This is a genomic window from Microbulbifer regidiadema (SeqCode) (assembly GCF_052466995.1).
In genome coordinates this window covers 1,663,602-1,686,155 of sequence record NZ_CP174297.1, presented here as the reverse complement: position 1 = coordinate 1,686,155, position 22,554 = coordinate 1,663,602, and the positions used below count along the sequence as shown (strand labels likewise).

17 protein-coding genes are annotated in these 22,554 nt (G+C 47.2%); 10 read left to right on the top strand and 7 right to left on the bottom strand.

Annotated elements, in window-relative coordinates; all coding sequences use genetic code 11:
* Nucleotides 1–11: 11 nt before the first annotated feature.
* Nucleotides 12–1,211: a CaiB/BaiF CoA transferase family protein gene (locus tag ACJJIK_RS07140; protein WP_444944600.1), complete on the bottom strand. Its 1,200-nt coding sequence runs from the start codon at nucleotides 1,209–1,211 to the stop codon at nucleotides 12–14.
* 276 nt (nucleotides 1,212–1,487) lie between these two features.
* Here ACJJIK_RS07140 and ACJJIK_RS07135 point away from each other — a divergent pair, with 276 nt between their 5' ends.
* The 10 genes from ACJJIK_RS07135 (at nucleotide 1,488) to ACJJIK_RS07090 (ending at nucleotide 9,525) form a co-directional block, all read left to right on the top strand.
* The gene (locus ACJJIK_RS07135) at nucleotides 1,488–2,339 is read left to right on the top strand and encodes an HpcH/HpaI aldolase/citrate lyase family protein (protein ID WP_444944599.1); all 852 of its coding nucleotides are present in this window, start codon (nucleotides 1,488–1,490) and stop codon (nucleotides 2,337–2,339) included.
* Nucleotides 2,340–2,405: 66 nt separating this feature from the next.
* Nucleotides 2,406–2,933, top strand: coding sequence for a MaoC family dehydratase (locus ACJJIK_RS07130; RefSeq protein WP_444930480.1), 528 nt, complete (start codon nucleotides 2,406–2,408; stop codon nucleotides 2,931–2,933).
* 32 nt (nucleotides 2,934–2,965) lie between these two features.
* A complete protein-coding gene (locus ACJJIK_RS07125; RefSeq protein WP_444930481.1) occupies nucleotides 2,966–3,484 on the top strand; it encodes a MaoC family dehydratase in 519 nt (172 codons plus the stop codon).
* Nucleotides 3,485–3,629: 145 nt separating this feature from the next.
* Complete coding sequence (locus tag ACJJIK_RS07120; protein ID WP_444944598.1) at nucleotides 3,630–4,277, top strand: site-2 protease family protein; 648 nt, start codon at nucleotides 3,630–3,632, stop codon at nucleotides 4,275–4,277.
* A 767-nt stretch (nucleotides 4,278–5,044) separates the two neighbouring features.
* Nucleotides 5,045–5,434, top strand: a complete 390-nt coding sequence (locus ACJJIK_RS07115) for a DoxX-like family protein (protein ID WP_444944597.1) — start codon at nucleotides 5,045–5,047, stop codon at nucleotides 5,432–5,434.
* Nucleotides 5,435–6,002: 568 nt separating this feature from the next.
* Nucleotides 6,003–6,311, top strand: coding sequence for a cupin domain-containing protein (locus ACJJIK_RS07110; protein ID WP_444930484.1), 309 nt, complete (start codon nucleotides 6,003–6,005; stop codon nucleotides 6,309–6,311).
* Nucleotides 6,312–6,433: 122 nt separating this feature from the next.
* Entirely contained in the window at nucleotides 6,434–6,661 is a 228-nt protein-coding gene (locus ACJJIK_RS07105) for a DUF7661 family protein (RefSeq protein WP_444932300.1), read from the top strand.
* Between the two features lie 757 nt (nucleotides 6,662–7,418).
* On the top strand, nucleotides 7,419–8,171 hold the full coding sequence (locus ACJJIK_RS07100) for a hypothetical protein (protein ID WP_444944596.1): 753 nt from the start codon (nucleotides 7,419–7,421) through the stop codon (nucleotides 8,169–8,171).
* A 76-nt stretch (nucleotides 8,172–8,247) separates the two neighbouring features.
* Entirely contained in the window at nucleotides 8,248–8,781 is a 534-nt protein-coding gene (locus ACJJIK_RS07095; protein WP_444944595.1) for a hypothetical protein, read from the top strand.
* 351 nt (nucleotides 8,782–9,132) lie between these two features.
* Nucleotides 9,133–9,525, top strand: a complete 393-nt coding sequence (locus ACJJIK_RS07090; protein WP_444944594.1) for a hypothetical protein — start codon at nucleotides 9,133–9,135, stop codon at nucleotides 9,523–9,525.
* Between the two features lie 579 nt (nucleotides 9,526–10,104).
* Here the strand turns inward: ACJJIK_RS07090 and ACJJIK_RS07085 are convergent.
* The 6 genes from ACJJIK_RS07085 to fes all read right to left on the bottom strand — a co-directional run bounded on the left by ACJJIK_RS07085 (nucleotide 10,105) and on the right by fes (nucleotide 22,321).
* Entirely contained in the window at nucleotides 10,105–11,208 is a 1,104-nt protein-coding gene (locus ACJJIK_RS07085; protein WP_444944593.1) for a 3-deoxy-7-phosphoheptulonate synthase, read from the bottom strand.
* A 52-nt stretch (nucleotides 11,209–11,260) separates the two neighbouring features.
* Nucleotides 11,261–11,920 carry a 4'-phosphopantetheinyl transferase family protein gene (locus tag ACJJIK_RS07080; RefSeq protein ID WP_444944592.1) on the bottom strand — a complete coding sequence of 220 codons (660 nt, stop codon included), beginning with the start codon at nucleotides 11,918–11,920 and terminating at the stop codon, nucleotides 11,261–11,263.
* Nucleotides 11,921–11,979: 59 nt separating this feature from the next.
* On the bottom strand, nucleotides 11,980–13,284 hold the full coding sequence (gene entS / locus ACJJIK_RS07075) for an enterobactin transporter EntS (protein WP_444944591.1): 1,305 nt from the start codon (nucleotides 13,282–13,284) through the stop codon (nucleotides 11,980–11,982).
* The gene (locus ACJJIK_RS07070; RefSeq protein ID WP_444944590.1) at nucleotides 13,281–20,531 is read right to left on the bottom strand and encodes an amino acid adenylation domain-containing protein; all 7,251 of its coding nucleotides are present in this window, start codon (nucleotides 20,529–20,531) and stop codon (nucleotides 13,281–13,283) included. Before ACJJIK_RS07070 ends, entS begins: the two co-directional genes overlap by 4 nt.
* A gap of 277 nt (nucleotides 20,532–20,808) precedes the next feature.
* Entirely contained in the window at nucleotides 20,809–21,003 is a 195-nt protein-coding gene (locus ACJJIK_RS07065) for an MbtH family protein (protein WP_444930492.1), read from the bottom strand.
* Nucleotides 21,004–21,010: 7 nt separating this feature from the next.
* On the bottom strand, nucleotides 21,011–22,321 hold the full coding sequence (fes, locus tag ACJJIK_RS07060) for an enterochelin esterase (protein ID WP_444945042.1): 1,311 nt from the start codon (nucleotides 22,319–22,321) through the stop codon (nucleotides 21,011–21,013).
* Between the last annotated feature and the right edge of the window lie 233 nt (nucleotides 22,322–22,554).

Genomic DNA, 22,554 nt, shown 5'->3' with positions numbered 1-22,554 from the left:
AATGGCTGCTTTCAAATAATTCCGCAGTTGGCCAGCTGGGTTATTTCCGCATCGGAGTAACCCAGTTCAGTCAGAATTGCCTTGGTATCTTCCCCCAGGGTGGGTGCCCGCCTGAATTTGACCCTCTCTCCATCACAGCGAATTGGCGGTGCCAGGACTTTAATATCCCCGCCGTGATCACAGGGGATGGACTGAATACGGTCAGTTGCAGAAACAAAAGGGTTTGTCAGCGCCTGCGCCACATCGTATACCGGGGCCGCCGGCACTTGACCGGAAAAAATACTTAACCACTCTGCGGTAGTTTTTCTGGATAGTATGTCATCGAGTGTTCGAGTCAATTCCTGCAAATTTTCCCTGCGCGCCTTAAAGTTGGCAAACTGCGCTGCTTCGGTTAACTCTGGGTGTTCGATACATTGACAGAGAGCCGCCCAGAATTTTTCCTTATTGCACATCACGTAAATCCAATCGTCCTGGGTTTTATACAATTGGCAGGGGTTTAGGGAGAAGTGCGCAGATCGCGGCACCCGCTTTTGGTTGTGCCCCGCATTCAATTGCCACATGGCGACGTAGCTTAAATTGTACAAAGCGTTGTCAAACAGGCTGACATCGATATCTCGCCCCCTACCGGTTTCCCTGGCATTCAGTATTCCAGAAACAACCGCCAGCGCGAGGGCCACACCGGTGGATAAATCCACCAGGGATAGGCCGCAGCGGGTTGGCGGGCCATCGGGTTCGCCAGTCAGTTTGAAATAGCCCACTTCCGCCTGCACAGGATAATCGTAGCCCGGCCACTTGGCCCTATCGCCATCGCGACCGTAAGCGGTCAGGTGGGCACAAACAAGTTTCGGGTTTATTTTTCCCAGCTGCTTGTAAGTAATCCCCAGCTTGTCCGGCACGTCTCCGCGTAAATTATCGGTGAGAGCATCCGCGCTGAGGATCAGTTTGTGTAAAATTTCCTGACCCTTGGGCGAAGAGAGATTGAGGGACAGGCTGCGCTTATTGTGATTGAAAGCCTGAAAAAAAAGACTGCTATTATCCCCGGATTCACCCTCCACAAAATAGGGGCCCACAGTGCGAGCTACGTCCCCTCCACGGGAGATATCTTCAACTTTAATGATTTCAGCTCCCAAATTGGCCAGATAGAGTGTGCCAAAAGGACCTGCACCGTACTGCTCTACCGCCACAATCCGCAATCCAGACAGAGGTAACATGCTGGGATATCCCACTAAAAAGGGTTTGCTCTATCCCCTAGCATAGAACAAAGGCCTTTGCCCTATAGGGTTGCGGAGCCTGCGAATTATCCGGTATTCCCGGATGGCTTCATGTAAACCTATTTTTGGTGGGGATGGCCAGTCGATTACAGGGGTTATGGCTGCGCGATATTTTCCGGACCAGAGTTGCTAGTCTTGGTGAAAGGCCGCTCCCTAGAGTTGGAAACAAATGATTTCAGGTGGTCATTACTTGATTTAGTGTGAGAGTTTAACTATATGGGCAGTATCACCAATCAAACTCAGCTGTTCCGAAGTGTTCTATTTGTTCCCGCCACCCGGCCTGACCGCTATAAAAAGGCCATCCAGAGTGGAGCTGATATCGCCTGCGTAGACTTGGAAAATGCTGTGGCGCTGGGGGATAAAGATATGGCCAGGGAGCAGGTGATCAGATTCTTTACTATGGAGAGCGATTTAAAAATTCAGCGAGCGCTAAGAATTAATGAACTCGAAAGTGATCACGGCATTAAAGATATGCTAATGCTATTAGCCCTGGACCGATTGCCGGACATTATTATTATACCCAAGGTACAGTCGGCAGAAGAGGTTGTTGGATTCTGCCAGGTAATGGCCCCCTCCCATAAAACTATTAGAATTATGGCTTTGCTTGAGTCGCCGAAAGGTTTGGAAAACGCCTTGAGTATTGCCCAGGCGGACGGAGTCGTTTGTCTGGCCTTTGGCACTGCCGACTACAGCGCAGCGGTGGGCTCGGACATGGGTTGGGACGCGCTCCACTACGGTAGAGGTAGGCTGGTACAAGCCGCAGCTTTTGCCGGCATACACGCAGTAGACGGCCCCTGGCTGGATATTGAGGATAACGAGGGCTTGTTGCATGAAACCCGGCGAGTTTCCGCGCTGGGATTCTCTGGAAAAGTGGCTATCCACCCCAGACAAATTGTCGCGATTCACCGGGGATTGGCCCCGTCAAGTGAAGCCCTGTCCCACGCGCGGCGCGTTGTACAAGCTTACGAGCAAAACTGCGGTGGAGTATTGGTTGTCGATGGCCAAATGGTGGATATGCCGGTGGTGGAGCGGGCCCTGAAAATTGTCGCCGCCGCCAAAGGAGTCTGATTACAGCAGACCATTTCAAGCCTATCCAGGCGTTTACCTTCTGTCTTTACCGGCTTAGAGGTTCTTATGCCCCATTATCACTTCCCGGCTTATATCCGCACTGGAAAAAACCGCTACCGGGAGCGTTATGGTCTCGATTTTGAAGACTTCAAAGTAGGGCAGGTATTCCGACACAGGCCGGGAGTGACTATCAGCCAACAGGACAATAAAGAGGAGTGTATTAATACCTTAAACCAAGCAATGCTGCACTTTGACGAATGCTATACCGCCCAGACCGAATTTGCTCGGCCGCTGGTGGATACCACATTAATTGTGCAAAAGTTAATGGGGTTGACTTGGAAGACCTACAATCGCCGCAAGAAAATTATTGGCTGGGGTAGCATAACCATGGTTGCTCCAGTCTACGGGGGGAATACCCTGTATGCAGAAACTGAGGTTTTAGAGGTGCAGGCAGTCCGGCAACACTCCGACGCCGGTTTGGTAAATATAGCTGTTTACGGCAAAAATCAGGATAGAAAAACCATCTGTGAAATGCGTTGCGATATATTGGTTTATAAACGCAATCATCTGCCTTTCTCTGCTAACGGCTATTGATAAAGTGTAGCTTCACAATTTAGGTGGTCTTAATGAAAGAATCGTTTAGCTTCTTACGGGAAGTGGAAGATAACGTTTATATAGAAACTTTCGGTATAGATTTTGAAGATTTTGAGGTGGGCCAGATTTTTGAGCATCGCCCGGGTCGCACATTTACCCAGGCCAGTTGCACCAACTATGCATTGCACTCCTTTGATCTAACTCCATTTATCCCCGATCAGATCTATGCGCATCGAGTATACGGTAATAGAGCGCGCGTTTTAGAAACCTTCGTTCTTAGCGCTATGGCGCAGACCACAAAAACCTTTGGTAAGGTTTTGGCCAATTTAGAGATGATTGATTGTGAGCTACAGCCGGTTTATGTGGGGGATACCTTGTATTTTGAATCTGAAATACTCTCAAAGCGGGAGTCAAAGTCGCGCTCGGACCGAGGTCTGCTCAGTATCTATTCCCGCGCCCAAAATCAACACGGAGAACAGGTCTGCTCTTACAAAAGGACCCTATTAGTATATCGCAAGGGTTTTGGTCCCTATGGGGCTGCGGGGTATTGATAGGCGGCAGGATAAAATTACTATAAAATAATTGATTAATTGCCGGTCAAGGCGGGTTGATAATATGCAAGCAAGTTAGCCTGTACAGCGCGCTTCACTCGCTAAGTGCTCCGGTTAGGCCTATTGGAAACGTTAACTGATATCTATGATCGAATTATTAATATCTATAAAAATTTTCATGATCCTCCATATATCAACGATCGCGGCGTTCTTGGTACTTTTTGGTGTCAAGATTAAAGAGCTTTCATATGGTGTAGGACCGACCCTGTTGAGTATAGATAAGCTCAAAATTCAACCAATACCCATTAGTGGATACGTCAGAACTTTAGATTCTAGAGAAGATACATTAAACGAGGAAGAGAAGAGATATACATTGGACGGCCAGCCGCTTGGGGTTCAGGTGTTCTTACCTTTATCAGGCTGTATTGTGGTATTTTTTATATCATATTTATTCCTGGGGAGGGATAGTCTGAACTTATTCGTTTCGGCTTTTCAAGAGATTATTTTAGGCGGACTTAACCCCCTATCAACTGGGCAAGATCTTATCCAAAGGTCGCGGGATTTTATTCAACAAAGCTCGCTAATTTCTATCATAGCAACTGTGCAGATTAAGTTGGTCGCCTTTAATTTGTTGCCGCTAACTGTGCTAAATGGTGGCCAGGCAATCGTTAACTTAATTAAGATGGGAAAGCCTGAGGCAAGCTGGGAAATAAAAGCTGCTAATATTTCATTTATTCTTGCAATGTATTTGTATGTAAGCTGGTCATTTGCAATGATCTACTATGTCTGGTAGGGCGAAAAAGCAAATCAGTGCTTTCACTTCTTTCTGGGGCTTGTCCCCAGTACCCAATCTCGCCTAGGTGCGGTGGCATAAGCAGCTGTGGACGCAGAAAAGAAATCTAAATATTTTGATTCTATTTTTTATACTGCTTGCCCTATCTCTAAGCGTAAGCGTGATCGTTATTTGTTGTGAGGTCGATAGCAAAGTATTGACTTTTGGGGTTAGGTTTTCTATGCGGGTTGAGTGAAGTATATAAAACCTGCCCATAATCTATAGTGACCAAAAAATTCGGCCCTTTATCGGTTATTATCGAAAAGATATATTGTAGACTCCCTTTTTACTGTCATAAAAAGTGAGAAGGTAAATCGCCGCAGTGCGTACCTCCTATATTCGGTGGTGTGGAAAGGGAGCGGGAAGTATATTTCTGTCCCAGTTATGGTTGTGGTCAGTTTTAGAATATTTGTAGATGTCAAATACAAAAGCCTCTATTTGTACGTGTTAGCAGAACGCCACTCTTCAACCTGGTATCATGGTTCCATTTGCAGGGCTTCACTTTAAGCTGATAGCTCTAAAAATCTTTGTGTTATTGCGTAAAACCGATAGTAGTGTTAATTGACGTGGAAAATATGGTGTTTTTCCCGTAAATTTATCGGGTAGTGGTTAGCGAACGGCGATCGCTAGAGGATAGCTGGCTAGTGCCGTTTACAACAGCTTGAATTAGGCGGAGCAGCTCCGTCTGGTTCTTGCTATCAACATTAGGTTTGATATGGGGTAATAAGTTGAACTCAATACAAATAGCAAGAATTACTATTGGATTTAGCTGGATTTATCATGGGATATTTCCGAAATTGATTCATGTGGCACCTCTTGAATTAGCTATGACTTCAACTGTAGGGTTTTCAGTTGAAGCATCCTATTTAATAACGAAGGCAGCTGGAATCTTAGAGGTCATCTTTGGGTTGTTGTTCCTGGTGTTTTATCGAATGAAAAGCATTGTCTATTTAAATATAGCTGGGCTTACAATGCTGTTGCTATTTGTGATGCTTCAAATGCCGAGTTTGCTTGTTGAGGCATTTAATCCGGTCACTACCAATTTACCATTAATTGCATTGAGTTTTACCCTATTAAATAGGGCGGATGAGTGCGGTACACATAATAAAGGAGGCTGAAAAACCCTAAGTTGAGCTCAAGAATATAGCACGACTTATCTCAGCTGTTTAACGGTATATTATATGGTTTTATTTGGTATGACCATTTATAGTGAGGGTATACTTTATAGCGATCTTTATACGGAGAGGTCTGGCGCCTTGCTTTAGTACATTTGTACCATGCTGAGAGAGTGGCTGATGGTAAAGCAACTTGTCGTGACTGCGGTGTAGAAATCAGAGGAGGATTTTGCCAAACCAGCACTCTGCGGACTAGGAGCTGCCATCATTGGCAAAAAGATAAGAGGTGAACTGCCGGAACACGTAATCCGTATATTCGGCGGTATGGGTATATGGGTCTGTGAGATGCTCTCTTACCAGCCGACAGAGGAAGAGTGAAAAAAATTAGCAGAACTCTACGGTGAAATTACTTTCGCATCCACGTTATTTTCTGGAGTGAGATTTAACCCCTTGACTCTTGAGTTGGTGGTGAGGTATACAGGTAGCTAGTGAGGCGGGCCGAAAAGTTATCAAAGCGTTTCAGTTTGCTTGTATTACGGGTGTTATATGTACTCACATAAAGGAAGAGTCAATGCCAGGAAGCTATCCCGATAAAATAAAAAATCTACCTTCTTATGATGGCCGTTTCGATGCGTACAAGTTGGAAGCCAAAGATAGTGATGTTCTATTTGCTTCTTATCCAGCGGGAACAATTATCCCTCCGCATGTGCATGATACAGAGAATCATGGAGTTATCACGAAGGGGGAGCTTATCCTTACAATGGATGGGATGACTAAAAGAATTGGTGTGGGCCAATGGTATTATGTTCCTGCGAATGTTGAGCACTCTGCACAGTTTGAGGTTGAAACCGATGAAATTGAATTTTGGTTTAAACGTTAATGCTTTGAATTTGCATAGCAAATTCAGTTCTTGGCATTATGGTTCTTGGGCTAAATAGTCAGAATAACCTGTGTTATATCCAGGTGTGGTTTTGTGTGATGAAAGACTAGTTGCTCAAAATTATGGGTTTGTACAAATATAATGTTTTTGGTAGAGAGGTTCTCATTGAAGAAAGAGATAATGGGTGGGCAACTTTCTATCAGGGCCCTGAAGGTAAGCGTCGGAATGCCGGAATATTTGTGCCCCCTGACATAACTAAAAATGAGTTAACCCAGTATCTATCAGATCTTTGCCATGAGTGGGCAACTGAAAGGTATCCAAATGTGATACGTATTATAGAGGGTGAATAACAGGGAGTTTTAGCTGATAAGGCTTAATACTCCTAGGGAGTTTACTATAGCTTTTGCTGCGGTTTCACACAAAAACAAGATTATTCTTGGTGTCTATCGAATTGGGGAAGAGTCCGAGATAGTAATCCAGCTGAAAATTAGCTCTTTGGATATAATTTGCTATTCATTATCAAGTATCAATTTTCGAGCGGCCATCTAAACCTTCCCTCCTTTCTCTCTAGTACACCCAGTTCCGAAATCCTAGCAGCCCCACAAAGACTTGTGAGCGCTAGCTTGTGGATTTGTGGCCATCTTGGCCGTTATTTATAGAAGTATGAGAGGTCATAAGAAAAATAACTGGTATATCAAGGAGTTGTAGGTTGATATAAGAATGGGGCAGCAGGCAGGATAATCGTTTTGCAGTTTTTATAGTCGAGCCAGGTGGGCTTAAATCAATTTTTTTAAAATAGTATTTTGACCTTGTCAGAAAAATTGATTATGAGGTGGTAATCAGGATAATGGGGTCTGCATTTAGCTCTGAAGTGCATCAGTTAATTGTCTGGGAAAGAACAGTCAGCTGAAAATAGTATATGCCGCTTCTTCTTCGTCAAGAGATTAAGTGATAACAAAACGGTACCGGTCCACCCCAAAAGAGCCCTGTTGGATGTTGCGGGGCTAACAAGCTAGTTAAAGGTCGTCACATACAATCGAGAGTTAGGTTTGCTCTGCAATGTTCTGTCCGTCATTGTGATATTAATAACAAGCAGGTTCAACTTCTATGAAGGCAATTAAAAAAGAAAAAGATTGTATATACTATGGTTGTGAAAAAAACTCTGATAAAACGATAATAAAAAAAGAAATAGATGGTGTGTTTTATGAGTTTGAAGAGCTTTCTGATGAAGATAAAAAAATTTATCGAGAGGAGTTCGAGAAGGTGGCAAGGTTCGTTAGTCAATTGCCTACTGATGGTCAAGTTCTAACGCTTGGAAGCAGGATATTTATATACACCCTCCTTGGTGTGACAATAGGGTTTGTGGGGCTCGCATGCTTGCCAGTTTTTAGCGACGTAAATATTACAATTAAGCTCAATACAGCTTGGGTTTCGGCTTGGGCTTTTGCAGCATTTGTTTTTTTAGGTTTGATTTCCACTCCATATATAATGAAAAAAGAGGTAATACCTTTTGAAGGTCGGCTGTTTATGAAGGTGGGGAGCTGTCTAGCTCTTTTGCTTGCTTTATTTATGTTGCCTACTTATGCCATCCTGTGGGGGGCTCCTGTTTTTCTGCATCATTTTACCGCCAAGGATGGAGAGATTACAGTTACGGTTGTAGGTAAGGAGGATAATTATATGAATGGAAGATGTCGCCCTAGATTAATCATTAAGGAATTTACGTGGCTCGGAGAGGATTATATTTGTCCGGGGAAGGAGGTATATAAAAAAGTTAATGTGGATTCGCGTATTATCTTGTCGGGTAAGGTTTCGGAGTACGGTGTTGAGCTACGTAAGTTGCGATGGTACAGTGATGATTGAGGTTTTGATTGTGTCAAACCCTAAAAAATATATAGTTTGGTCGCGCGTGATTAATTCTTGCACATTGGGTTTGCATATGAATAAATTCCTACTTCTATTAGTTTTCCTTGCGGCAGATTTGTTTGCCGATCAACCCCCAGATTGGAGTGCGTTTATTGTTCAGTCTGAGAACAAGGGATGGAGTGCAATAGTTCATCCTGAGGGTGTCGCAGATACACCTTGGAAAGATAGTTGGGTACTAAATATATACAAAGGTTTTCATTTTTCTTATCCCGCGCCAAATGTGAAGCCGGTATGGACTACCAAATATAATCCTAGTGGCTATTCTGGTGGGTATCTATCAAATGATGGCTCTACTTTTTCTTATGTCGAGGCCTGGTATTACCCATACAGTCCAGTTGTGAAGATATATCGTGAGGAGTGCAAAATTCTGAAAAATGGTTCTTATTTTGCTGTTGGAGATAAACTACAGAAAACTGTCTCGCACGAGCTTTGGTTGAAAGAAGGCGGCAATGTAGAGTACCTTTCTATTGATGGTAATCTGTATTTACAGCTCGAAACTATCAAAGGCCCACGAAAGATTGAGATATCATGCAATGAAGAAGCCTAAAAATTTAACGGTATGCGTACTGCATACACTGGGCCTTATTGATGCTCAATTGATGTCGGTGGGGTTGGTTTCTATGGGGGTATAAAGGATTGAACCAGAACTATACTTCTGTGTTGAAATACAAAATCCTATGAGGTCTATTTTTCAAAAGAGATTTTAAGGTCCCCTAGCAATAGGTTGCCTTTGTGGGGTGGGAATACTTAAGTGTCTATAAAAACACGGGGGTCTATAGAAGTAAAATTTAATGGTAGGGCGTATTGTTGGGTGATCTTTATTTGGGTTTGGCAAGTTAGCCTAACGGGTCTGAGTACAGTATGGGCTTAATAGTTGCTTGGGATATTATATTTGCTTATGAAAGAAAATCGCTATTTGCTAAAAGATAGAGCGGGCCTAGAAAAACTATTTTATGAAGATCTTTTTGGTGCTGCCGATGAAGTATCAAGTGTTGGGATATATGGTTCGGGAAAGCATTTGAAGGAAATGCCTGAATATGAGCTGAATTTTGAGCCATATATAGGTCTGGCTAAATCTTGCGGTATGTGCTCTATGAGTCTAAAGAAAAGCTGTGAAACAGGAAGGCTCTACCTGTGGAACGTGAATTTAGGTGGGCATGCTCCACGGCTAGAATTAGTGCCTGTATCTTTGAGCCTGGTACTGGATTTAGACTTCATGAGAAGGATGCATGAAAATCATGGGCATTTTCTGACTTTAAAAGTGGACGCATCTGCAAATTATAAGATATAACTAGGTTAGGCCATGCGATGGAGTAAGCCTCTTTGCTCTTCTGCGAAACTGTATACTCTAAGGGTTACAAGCTTGGTAATAGAATATCCAAGATTCAGATCCAAAGCTATTTCTGAGATGATGATAGTTGAATGTTCAACTGCTAAGTGTCCCGGTTACGGCTATGAATATTTTTTAAGTTTGCGATGTGAGTTTGCGGTTCATAGTTGAATGCAGGTTTCTTTTAGACCTTCGGAATATTTACACTGGCTTATTATGTTGGTTTAGGGGTGTGTCTCCGTGGGTTGCGCGGGTATCATTGTCAGTTGCGTTTGCTATGTCTATTTCATGTTGTTGTTTGGTTTATTATGATTGTTGAGATATGCCGGTTGAGAATTAAGTTCCAAGGTCGTACATCTTCATCTTTTGGGTTGTCTCTGTTGACGCTCTTGCTCCAGAGATTATATATCTATAGATAGTTACGGTGTGTATGACACAGCCCAAAAAATTAACAGTACAGAGCGTGAACTGCCTAATTCTCACAAAAAATCTAAAATCTTTACTGCGGGATGATGGGCGTATAAAAGTGCCGAAGTGTTGTTATACAACACTTCGGCTTAACGCTATCTCCATATTTTGTGGGGCAGTGAACAGGTGACGACGCCTGATAACTGCCTCTGAAAGCATTTCTAGAGTTTGGCAAGTATCTTTCCAGCTTATACAGGCGTCGGTAACGGATTGCCCGTAGCGCATATTTTCTACTGCACAGATTTTTTGATTGCCTTCTTCGAGGAAGCTTTCAATCATTACTGCTGAAATATTTTTCTGCCCGGAAACCATTTGCTCACAGAGTGATTCTGCAACCACTATTTGGTTACTGTGTATCTTTTGGCTGTTACCGTGACTACAGTCAACCATAATACCGCCGGGTAGCGATGCGGATTCAAGTTGGCAGGTCGCTTGCTCTATATCTTCTGGATGGTAGTTGGGTTTTTTTCCACCGCGTAGTATCAAATGACAGTCGGGGTTGCCCGAAGATTGAATTGCTTCAAACTTGCCGTTGCGGATGGTTGTGCAGAAAATCTGCTGGGATTGCGCTGCCTGAATGGCATTCATTGCAACTTTAATATTACCGTCGGTACTATTTTTAAATCCGATAGGGCAGGGGAGTGCTGAGGCCAACTCCCGGTGTGTTTGTGACTCTGTGGTGCGGGCGCCGATGGCCCCCCAGGAGATCAGGTCTGCGATATAGAGCGCATTCAATGGGCACAGGAATTCAGTGGCAGTACCTAGGCCCAGGGCATTGATATTGAGCAATAGTTCTCGGGCCTTGGTGAGCCCGGTATGCATATCGGCGCTGCCATCTAAATTGGGGTCGTAAATAAAGCCTTTCCAGCCGACAGTGGTGCGCGGTTTTTCAAAGTAGGTGCGCATAATTAGACAGAGACTATCTTCAAATTGGGCTTTAATCTCCGACAGCTTTTGCGCATAGTCCAGTGCGGCTATGGGATCGTGAATTGAGCAGGGCCCCACGACAACCAAAAGGCGGTCATCATCTCCGCTGAGTATTTTGGAAACCTCATTGCGGGTTCGTTCGATCGTTAAAGCGGTACTAGACGGGCAGGGCATTTTACGGATTAGCTCGTCATTACCCGGCAGTTGCATATGAGTCCGTGCGCTCAAAATAGCAGGAACGTCAGACATAAAATGGTCCTTTTCTTTATCACTGAGCTAGCGTTGGCATGGTTGAGGTTGATTAGTACTCAACGATAGTCAATATACCGCCTTGATGTGGCTGATATGCACCGGTATAGGTACTGCCACTGGGAACTCCAGAGGAAAGATCCCGCAAAATTCTCAGTTCTAGTGTTTGTTGCTGGGGTGACAGTGCAATAATTTCAGCATCTAAAAAATCAAAGTACTTTCCAACTTGGGGATACAGTGCTTTAAACAGACTTTCCTTGATTGAGAAAGCCAAAGTCAGCCAGTTTTCCATTGCTAAACCGCTATCTGCGAGCAGGCTTTCCTCTGCCTGGTTGACTATATTACGTTTGATTTCAGCGGCAGTTTTCTCTGCGATAGTTGTTTCATAATCAATCCCCAGTCCCCGTGAGTTTGTGGTGGCTGCACAGATTGCCCGGTTGTTGGCATGGGTAATAGAAGCCTGTACACCCTCAGGCAATACGGGCTGGCGGTTTTCGCCTACAGGGATTTCTGCTACCGGCATCTCCAGTTTGCTTAGAGCAAAGTGAGCACACCCCCTTCCGGCGAGAAATTCAGCCCGCCGGGAGGGGACAGCTTTCTCCAAGGTACTTGGGAAAGGAATATTAAGCTGGGAAAAAAAGCAGTCGAGATACTTTTCTGGGCTAAAGGTGGTCTCTACCAGAAAGCCGGAAAAGTGATCGGACTCAACCATTCGATATCCACCTAGAAAGGCGGATAGCGCCTTGTTATCTATACAAATCGATTCCTGATTCATGATGTTGTAGCTTCAGCATCCATTTTGTCTTTTTGCGGAGCGGGGCTCGGCGAAGGAGCTGCTTGTTGTGGCTTATTTCTTACAAAAGCAGCACTCTTCAAACTGCTGAACCCCAGAGACATGGCGACAGTAATACCAACAGCCGCTGCGGCAAAGTAGAGAGTGCCGGCCATAGGGGCAAACAGTTTACCGAGGATACCAAATCCCATTGCTCCAAAGGTATCGCCGGTCACATTCTGGGCTGCCCACAGGCTATTGACTCTTCCCTGCAACTGATTGGGTGTATGGCTCTGTACCAAAGTCATCTGGATCAGTGAACTGATAGCCCCCAAATAGCCGTAAGCCACCAAGGCAAATAGTGCGATATAAAGGTGGCTGGCCAAGGTGAGACCGCCTAGGGCAACGAAAGAAAGCGTACATGTAAGTAGTAAAACGGTACCGGGGCGTTGTAACTGAGGGGCCCAGCCACTGGTTAAGGCACCCAGCATTGCGCCGAGGGGCACTGCTGAATACATCAGCCCGATTTCAAACGCACCGCCACCAAGGGTAATAGTAACCATCGCGGGAAATAGAACGCGAATTCCTTTGCCCAGTGAGTCCAGTGTGCCCACAGCGATGGCACTGCCGACAATTTTATGACGGAATAAAAACGAAAACCCTTCGGCTAGCGCCTTTAGTGGTTGTTTGCCCGGCTGCTTGCCCGGGGCCATGGAAGGTAGTCGGGTTAGGGGAATCAGGGTGACAAAAGTGCCCACCGATGCTGCGGTGTAGTTCCAGCTGATATCAGTGGCGGCAATAATCAGTCCTCCAATAGCTGGGGAAACCACGGTACCGATACGTACGGTGAGCATGCCCAGTGCATTGGCCGAGGCAAGATTCTCTCTGCCGACAATAGAGGGAATAGAGGCCATTAACGCGGTGATGCCGATTGCACCAAATAAACCACTCCAAATAGAAAGGGCGTACAGGGCTATGAGTGAGGGTGAAGTAAAGAAGCAATTGACTGCTAGTGCGGCAAAACCCAGAGCGCAACCGGAGCGACCGATTAAAATCAGCGTGCGGCGGTTGTAGCGGTCGGCGAGTATCCCTCCCCACAGCAAACCAATAAACATAGCTGCACCTTCAAGCGCCATAATGATCCCCACCTGGATGGTGGAGCCTGTCATTGCATGGACTTGTACAGGTACCGCGACTGTAAGCATTCCCAGGGAGATGATTGAGATCATCCTGGCAATAAAGATCATACGGAAGTTGACATTGCTTTTGAGCAAGTCAAATCTCATAAAAAATGAATGATTCATAGGGAGGTTACCGCCTCTTGGGGATCTGCTTTCTCTGTCTTTTTGGTTAAAGTTGGAACCTTTGCCAATATGCCGTTGAGCAGGGGGCCGAGTACTTCGAGGGAAGTCGGCGAGAGAATATCGTCATGGGCAAAAGGCAAGCGGTGTTGTTGCATATCGTTTAGGAATGGGGCCCAGCACTTGTCCACATCCCAACCTTCGGGCAGTGTTTTTTCTGCAACAAATAATTGCACATTGCCGGAGTAGGGCTGGCTACAGGCATTGGATAGCAGGCGCACAGTGTCATCGTAATTTGCCACTATGTCGTTAAACATTTTTGTCTGCTCTGCCAGAGTGGCTTCATCGGCAAACTCGCCTTCAGCTGCACTGAGGAATTGCCGTTTCTCTCTCTCTACTTCTTCCCGGGCTTCGTCTTCACTGGGGCGTTTCCACTCCTGGCCCTCAGGTGGGTAGGTATCGAACAAGCCGACAAATGCTACTTCGTGACCGAGGGCCGTCAGCTTGGCTGCCAGGGCTAGGGCAACAGTACCGCCGAAAGAGTACCCCATTAAATGATAGGGACCCTTGGCTTGTGCGCTGAGGAGAGTCTGTAAATAGCGCTCTACGGCTTCATCCATGGTTTCACTAATCGCCACAGGGCCGTTAGGTCTGGGAGATTGCAGGCCGATAATCGGCCAGTTTCCTTGCAGGTATTTGGGGAAGCCGGTGTATTGCCAGGAAAAGCCTGAGCCCGGGTTAATACAGAATAGCGGCGTACCCGTTCCCATCCGGATCGGAAGAATATTGCCAAAGCCGGCTTTTTCAGGATCTTTGCGTAAATTCTCATCAGTCAGTACTGCGGCAAGCCCCTCTACTGTGGGGGATACCATAATCTGCCCGACTGTGACGGGAAGGGATAGGGATTGGCGGAGTTCTGCGGCCAGTCGCATAGCCAATAGTGAATGGCCCCCAAGCTCAAAGAAACTGGCTTCCGCTGTGACCGATTCCAGATTCAGTATTTTGCAGAAGGCATTGGCAATAATTTGCTCGGCGCCTTCACGGGGCGGACGGCCAGAAACCGTTTTATTATTTTCAGGGTCTGGCAGTGCCTTTCTATCGAGCTTGCCATTGGCGCTGAGAGGGAATGTATCCACCGCGACCAATGCTGAGGGCACCATATGCACCGGCAGGGTTTGCGCCAGCTGCTCAAGCAGTGCGCGAAGTATTTCTGGGGACTCTACAGGGTTATCCAGAATTACGTAACCGACCAGTTGACGGTTATCACCTGTGGCTTTGCTTCGATTCAAAACACGGGCGTGAACCGCTGCCTGTCTTACCCCCTCCAGGGAAGACAGGGCTTTTTCAATCTCGCCAATTTCAATTCGTAGACCGCGAATCTTAACTTGATCATCACTGCGGCCCAGGTATTCAACATTGCCATCGGGCAGCCAGCGAACCACATCACCGGTACGGTACATTCTTTCGCCTACGGCATAGGGGTCGGCCACAAATCGTTCGGCGGTCAGGCTGTGCCTGTTGAGATAACCGAGAGCGAGCTGTGTGCCGCTCAGGTAGAGTTCTCCCGGAACGCCGATACCTACCGGGCGTAAAAATTGATCGAGTATTCTGAGCTGGGTATTCCAAACCGGTTTGCCGATCGGAATTCCAGTACCCTCTCCCAGTTTTTTTCCCAGATCAGCCGGGCAGTAAGTAACATCGACAGCGGCCTCGGTGGGGCCGTACAAATTGTGCAAGGGCGCCTTAAAGTAATTTGCATAGGCTGAGGCGAGTTCTTTTGACAGGGCTTCACCACTGCAAAATACCCGGCGCAGGGACTGTGCCAGAGGCGCAGCCGATGGCTGACTATCCAGGTAGTCCACCATAGCGGCAAGCATAGAGGGGACAAAATGCATGGTTGTTACCTGATACTGGGAAATAATCTGTAGCAGTTGTTCCGGGTCTCTGTGTGCTTCCGGTGGCGCCATGACCAATTCGGCCCCCTGGATCAGAGGCCAAAAGAACTCCCATACAGAGACATCAAAGCTCGATGGTGTTTTTTGCAGTACGACATCACCCTCTGTGAGTTTGTATTCGTCCTGCATCCAAAGCAGCCGATTCACAATGGCTTCATGGGAAACCAGAACCCCTTTGGGGCGGCCGGTGGAACCTGAGGTATAAATCAGATAGGCGGGATCTTCTGGGCGAACTTCCGCAGTGATGCCCCCACTGGGAGATGGCTGTTGGAGAAGATGTTCAATAGCCAGTACGGGTACAGGGCTGGGCACCGGAGAGTGATCGCAAAATCGGCAAACCTGATTTTCACCGGCGACAATCAATTTGGGATTGGCATCCTCTAGCATCAGAGCCAGGCGTTCATCTGGATAGCTAATATCCAACGGCAGGTAAGCGGCCCCAGCTTCGATTACGGCTTGTAAAGAGAGACTGAGTCCAACACTGCGCTCTATAGCGACGGCGACAACATCCCCGGGCCCAACACCGTTAGCACTGAGCTGTGCGGCAATATTGCCAACGTGTTGACGCATACTTTGATAGTCAAAGGAGCCCTGTTCGTCAGTGAGTGCTTTGTTATTGGGGCTGGCTTGCGCCTGCTTGGCCAGCAAGTCCTGCAAAGTGGCAGGCTTAAATATCTTCTTGGTGTCATTCACACTTTCGAGAAGCTCGCGTTCACCATCTGTCTGCTGGGACATGGCAAGCAGCGGTTGTTCTGGGCTTTCGGCAAGCTGAGTGAGCATATGGATAAAACGCTGGACAAGGTGTTCAGCATTGACGACAGCGTCGCGATATTCGAACAGTATTCTCGGTTTGTCCCCAGGCAATACTAATAGAGTCAGCGGGTAGTGGGTAAAGCCGCGATTTTGAACCGCAGTTAAATGAATTCCTGCGTGATTTTGCTGCAAAAGGGCTTGGTCTGCCGGGTAGTTTTCCACCACCAAAAGGGTGTCGAACAGGGTATCTGTGCCGGCAGTGCGCTGGATTTCTCCGAGGCCAATACCGTCGTGGTCAAACAGGGCAATTTGCTGCTCTTGCAGTGATTGAAGTTGCTTGATCAGCGGCTGTTGAGGTTGCAACTGTACGCGAACGGGCAGCGTATTGCTGAATAAACCAATGGCCTCATCAATCCCGTCCACGGCACTGGATCGCCCGGAAACAGGGCTGCCGAATACCACGTCATTGCGGCCGGTGAATGAGCCCAGCAGAGCCGCCCAAACGCCCTGGATAAGTGTGTTGAAGGTGAGACCTTCCTGTTGGCAGAGGTTATTCAGGCGTTTGTGTAAGTGCTCACATAGGGGAGCTTCTATTTCATGAACGGTTCCTTTATCGCGACTCTCAGTAAAGGCAATGGTGGGGGTGACACCTTTGAGCAGGCTTCTCCAGTGTTCGATAGTGGCTTGTTTTTTTCTATCAGACAGCGCCATGACTACCGAGCTGTAGTGATTGGGTACTGATAAACGCGCTTCAGTATCATCTCGATAAGCTTCCAGCAGGTCTTGCAGCAGAATTGGGGTAGACCAGCCATCGATAACCAAATGATGCGCAGTGATAAGCAGCGCGTGGTTTTCTGCGGAGATTTTTACAATGTGTGCGTGTAACAGGGGCGTGCGAGTCTCAGCGTGTTTGCGAATATCGAAATGCAATCCAGCCTGCTGCAACTCCAGCTTGTGTAGCGTTTCCTGTTGCTGTTGTTCGGGCTGCTGGCTCAGGTCCACTTCTGTCAGGGGCCACTGTGCAGCGGTATCCGCATCGCCACTGATTTGCGGGATGAGTTGTAGGGGGGCATCCCAAGACTCACAGTCGAACAATGCTCCTAGTTGTGGGTGCTTGGCTAAAGTGACATTGAGCGTGCGGCGCCACCGGGCAGTATCCAGCTCGCCATCGAGTGATAATTTTGTGGTAAAGCTGTAGGAGTTCTCCTCGCTATCCAATTGCGTCTGAAACAGTAGGCCTTCCTGCAAGGGCAGTACGGGAAGTACTGCGGCTAGCGGACCATATTTGTTCTCGGCTTCAGCGAGGGGTAATTGCTGCGTTGCTGTGGAGTTTGCCTTGGTCTGCTCCTGTAAAGGCGTCAGATTGAGGGCGATTTGCTCGGCTGAGCGCAGTTTGAAAATTTCTTTGGGGCGCAGATCGTAACCCGTTTTGCGCATCGCAGTACAAAGGCGCATCGCGGAAATACTGTCTCCCCCCAGTTGAAAGAAATCATCTTCTGCGCCGATATTGTCCAGCTCCAGGGTGCTGGCGATAGCATCGCAGACAAGTTGCTCAGCACTATCTTTTGCCGCTCTCGATGTTTTCTGTATAGAGGCAGAGGGCATTGGCAGAGCTTTTTTATCGAGCTTGCCGCTTACTGTCAGTGGGAATTCTTCGAGAATACTCAGACTGGCAGGCACCATATAATCTGGTAGTTGCTCGCTGAGTTGCTGCATAAGGCGGCTTTCAATCGCCTGTTTATTCTCTTTTGCTGGTGTCTTCAGCGTGCAGTAGGCGAGTAATTGATTACCTGTGGCAATAGGTTTGGCAATCACTGCGACTTCTTTGGTTTCTGCGAGCGATGAAAAGGCGGCTTCCACATCGCCGAGTTCAACCCTGAATCCGCGAACTTTGACTTGGTTGTCACAGCGGCCGATAAATTCTAATTCCCCGTGGCTACCCCAGCGAACCAGGTCCCCAGTTAAATACATCACTTTACCAGGGCGGTATGGGTTTGCGACAAAACGGCTGGCAGTGGTCTCCGGGCGACGCAGGTAGCCGATAGTCATATTGTCTCCAGCGAGATAGAGCTCGCCGGCCACGCCAATGGGGACTGGCCGCAGGCGTTTATCCAACACATAGACTTCAGTGTTGGCCAGCGGGCCGCCAATAACCGGTTCTGCCAGGTCTGTGGAGACCTGCGCACTGGTTGCATAGACGGTAAATTCTGTGGGGCCGTAAATATTGTGTGCTTGTAGTTTGGGGTGTCGCTGTAATTCAGACCACAGAGCTGGAGATACGGCTTCCCCGCAAATATCCATTAAAGTGGGATGGTGATGGCCCTCATCCATCAGCCCCGCTTCCATTAATTGTGTGGCCAATGAGGGGGCAACGGCGAGAGTGTCTATTTTTAGGGTGCGGATAGAATCGATCAGAGCGTAGACGTCCCTTTTGGCGTCGTCACCAAACAGGTGCAGCTCGTGGCCGAGCATCATCAGGAGAATGGGGTCCCAGGAAGTATCGAATGAAAATGAACCCGTCAGAGCTACCTTCAAGCGCTCGTTAGCGCAGCACGGAATAGCCTTGTTAAAGATCTCCTCTTGTAGGGCCAGTGCCAAATTAAGGAGTGCCCCATGAGGCACCATCACCCCTTTGGGTTTTCCGGTAGAGCCGGAGGTATAAAATATATAGGCTCTCTGTTCCCCGGAGTTTATGTGTGTTTTATCAATCGGTTCTGCGGCTGCGGGCAGTGTTGCGGTATCCAAGTACAGTTGCTCAACTTGCGATGGTAGTCGATGGGCTTGCTTGGATAGAGTAATCACCTGTGCCGGTTGTGCATCTTCACACATCACCGCAATGCGCTCGTCGGGATGTGTCAGATCGAGGGGGAGGTATGTGGCACCAGAGTAGAAAATTGCCAGGATGGCAGTAATGGAATCAACACTTCTTGGCAGAGCTACCGCGATAATATCCTGTGGCGTTACCCCTTTGTTCTGTAAGGCAGCACAAATCTGTAGGGCCTGCTGTGAAAGCTCACTAAATGAAACGGCGCGGCCTTCAAAAACCAGGGCCGTAGCACTGCCGCGCGTGCGCACCTGTTGTAAGAAAATATCCAGGGCGCTGATATGACTCTCAGTATTGGCGACCTCTATCCCTTTAGCCCAACTGTCGATAAGCTCTTTCTCAGCGGTGGGAATTAGAGAGAGTTCACTGGATAGGCAGTGACTATTGTGGTGAACTTGAATAAAGAGGTCGCTAATTCTGTGCCTGTGGAGTTCCAGTTCCTGTTCATCGTAGCGCTGGGCGTTGGCAGCCAGTTCAATAGTTATCGCTTCTTTACCGAGATAAATGGAAAACTCTATATCCTCAATCGGACCTGTTGCTATTTGATGGGTTGTAGCGGGGGCCCCGTCAAAATTGAGTGCGTAGTCAAAGATTTTGCAATTGATAGTGGGGCCATACAGGCGGCTGTGTGATCCGACCAGTCCGAGGTCCCTTTGCAGTTGCTCAGCCTCGTAGCGCTGATGCTTGCGAATTTTGCGCAATTCCCTGGATAGGATGCGGCCAGTGTCAAAAATAGTGTGCTCGGCACTGACCTCAAGCTGTACAGGCAGCACGTTGGCGACGGGACCCGTAGAGCGAAGTGCGGCAGACCCCATGCGACGCATAAAGGGATAGCCTACAGCAACCTTGTCGCTGTCGCACATTCTGGATAAGTAAACAAAGATTATTGCCGTGGTGAGGTCGATAACCGACAGCTTTTTTGCGTCCGCTTGCTGGGTTAGATCTTCGATCAGGCTGCGGTCCATCGAAATACTCTGCCGGTGCACAAGGCTATTGGCATTGTCCAGTGAACCGGTATTCTTATTCGATAGTGTCAGTGGTGCTGCCAGGTTTTTGGCATAGTCCAGCCAAAAGGTTTGGTCTTGCTTGTATTTTTCTGATCCGACGTAATTCAGGTACTCATCAACAACAGCAGAGAATTTAGTAAAGGGAGAGCTGCTCGGGGATGCACCATTGATAAGTGCGTTATAGATGGATTCAATTCTTTTAGTCAGGGCGGTAAAACTGAAGCCGTCTACCATCAAATGGTGATAACGCTGATACCAGAGGAAGGACTGTTCACTGGAACCTTGCGGTAACTGAAAAATAATATGCCGATACAGGCAAGTTCCGCTATCTGCACTCAAATCACGTTGAAGATCATCCAGCATCACGGCTTTTGCCGCAGTTATTGGATCAGCTGAATCTTCAATTTGAATGAAATCTACAGCGTTTAGAGATTCAGGTTCCGGCGTTGGCAGGAATTGCTGGATTGGGTTGTCATCCTCCTGGCGATAGACGGCATGAATTGTATCGGCTTCACTCAGCCCGATATGAATCGCCTGGGTCAACAGTGTCACATTGATCGCCCCCCGAATTTCAACGTATTGAGCGACGGCGAAAGCATTGCTACTTTCTGACAGTTGATCTGCTAACCAGATTCCCACCTGGGGGCCCACCAAAGGGTAAGTGTTATCACTAAGTTTACTTGCAGAAATGGGTGCGCTTTCTTCTTGCACAGTAACAATCCTTTTTCAACATATTGAGTTGGCACAATGCCTAGGTGGGAGAAAAAGTGTGGCCAAATAGCTCTTCCTGATCTATTTGGCCACGGCCCACTGGTGTATGAAAATAGTGTGGCACAGACCTTAGCCATATTTTCAAGTGGGAGTTGCTGGTACTTTCCAGCTGCGGTTAATCCCTTAACCGCCGGTAAATAATGTGCGGGAAATAGCAAATGCTATTGCCTGCACTTATTTTCAAAGGAAACAGCCTAACCTCAGTGGCTGACAACTATCAGTGGTTTAGGCTTTTCCAGTTCTCTTCAACATATTCAATACACGAGCCCCGATCTTGAGGGCCGTAAACGGTTTTCCATCCTTCTGGAACACCGGCGAATTCTGGCCACAGACTATGCTGACCAAGCTCATTGGTTAGCACCAAAAATTGGTGGCTCTCATCATCAAACGGATTTTGATATTCTGATTGCATAACAAATTTAACCCTGATAGTTAAAACTTTGTAATAAGTACGAAAGCCCTGTGATCAGCCCCTCGCGCCAGCACAGGGTGTCGTGCCCCCCAAAAAACTTCTGATATCTAACCTCAAAATTTTTGCTGCTTAGGGCTTTGTTGAGCTGATCATTTACCCTATTGAGGGCATGTTCCCGGGTGCCCACTTCCTGAAAAATTTTTAATCCGCTTGGGGCGTAGGCTCCAAGCTCTACCTGTTCGGTGAGCCAACCCTTTTTATCGCTATTATTGCCCTTTCTCATCAGCTCATTATTTGGCCACCAGAAGGAACCCGATTGACTCAGGATACAGCCAAATCGTGCCGGCCAATTTAGACCTGCAAACATTGCAGCCAGGCCACCATAGCTTTGCCCTGCAACCACGGTATGTGCCGGACTTTCTGTGTGGGGTAGCTGGGCTTTTATCTGGGGAATAAGCTCTTCCTGTATGGCCAGCCAAAATTTTTTACTGCAAGTTAGATCTTGCTCCCGCTGATGCCCATTGATCGAATCAATCAGCAGATAGAGTGCTGCGGGTAAATTTCCGGATTGTGTTTGCTCTTCTAGAAGTGAAAAGATAGGCATTTCTTTTGCCCAGCGCTCGCCGTCGAGAAGAATGACAAGCGGACGTGACTCAGGTTTGGCTGTCTCGCCACAGGCATAGGTCCAGACTTGGCGATTGATACCGAGAGAGGGGCTTTTCCAGCACAGCGTTGCCACTTTATCTAAACCGTGTTCTATAGGCTCGGATTGCTGATCATTTTTTTGCCACAGACTTTGCTCTGCAAGACCTGGCAAGTGAATTGCGGAAAATTTTTTGCTCCACAATCCTGTATTCGGTGCTTGCCGATTCAAAGGGTCTGGTGTTGCTGATTTCAGCAGGCTGCGCCACCACTGGCGCTGTACTTGGCGTTTATCATCATCGGGATCAAGTGTCTTTTCCCAGTTGCAGCCGACCCACTTTTCCGTGACTGGGATTAGGCGATAACTGCCCCTCCAGTATTTTTCTATCTCTACTTGCCAATACCAAACATCCGTTTTGGGCAACCTCTCCAGGGAGGTCGGTGAGAAGGTATGGTGATCGGTTACACAATTTATATCGATATAAACTCGCTTGATAGGCGAGTGCATTTCACAGCCATTTGGATCTTGCCACAAGAAAGTAAGAATTAATTTTTCTTTATCTAAAGGGTTTTCATCCACGAACGGCAGTCCATGTCCCTTCACCTCAGACCACCAAGGTGCGCTGCCAACCCCACAAGAATGAGGCTGCGAAAAAAATAATAAATCTATTTGCATGGCAGCGGTCATGACATTCCTTGTCTTGAGTAATTGGGCTTTCCACGAGGCTTGTGGGAGGTTGTGTTCTCAGCGCTATTTTTCAAAAAGCAGTAACAACTTGCGAATAGGCTACCCTAATACGGTGCCAAATGTAAATACAAATTATTATCATTTGTAGTTGTGGGGGCATCTCAAACGTTAATAAAAAATATTTAATTTATGTTTCAGGCTTGATGGCGGTAATCGGTGCA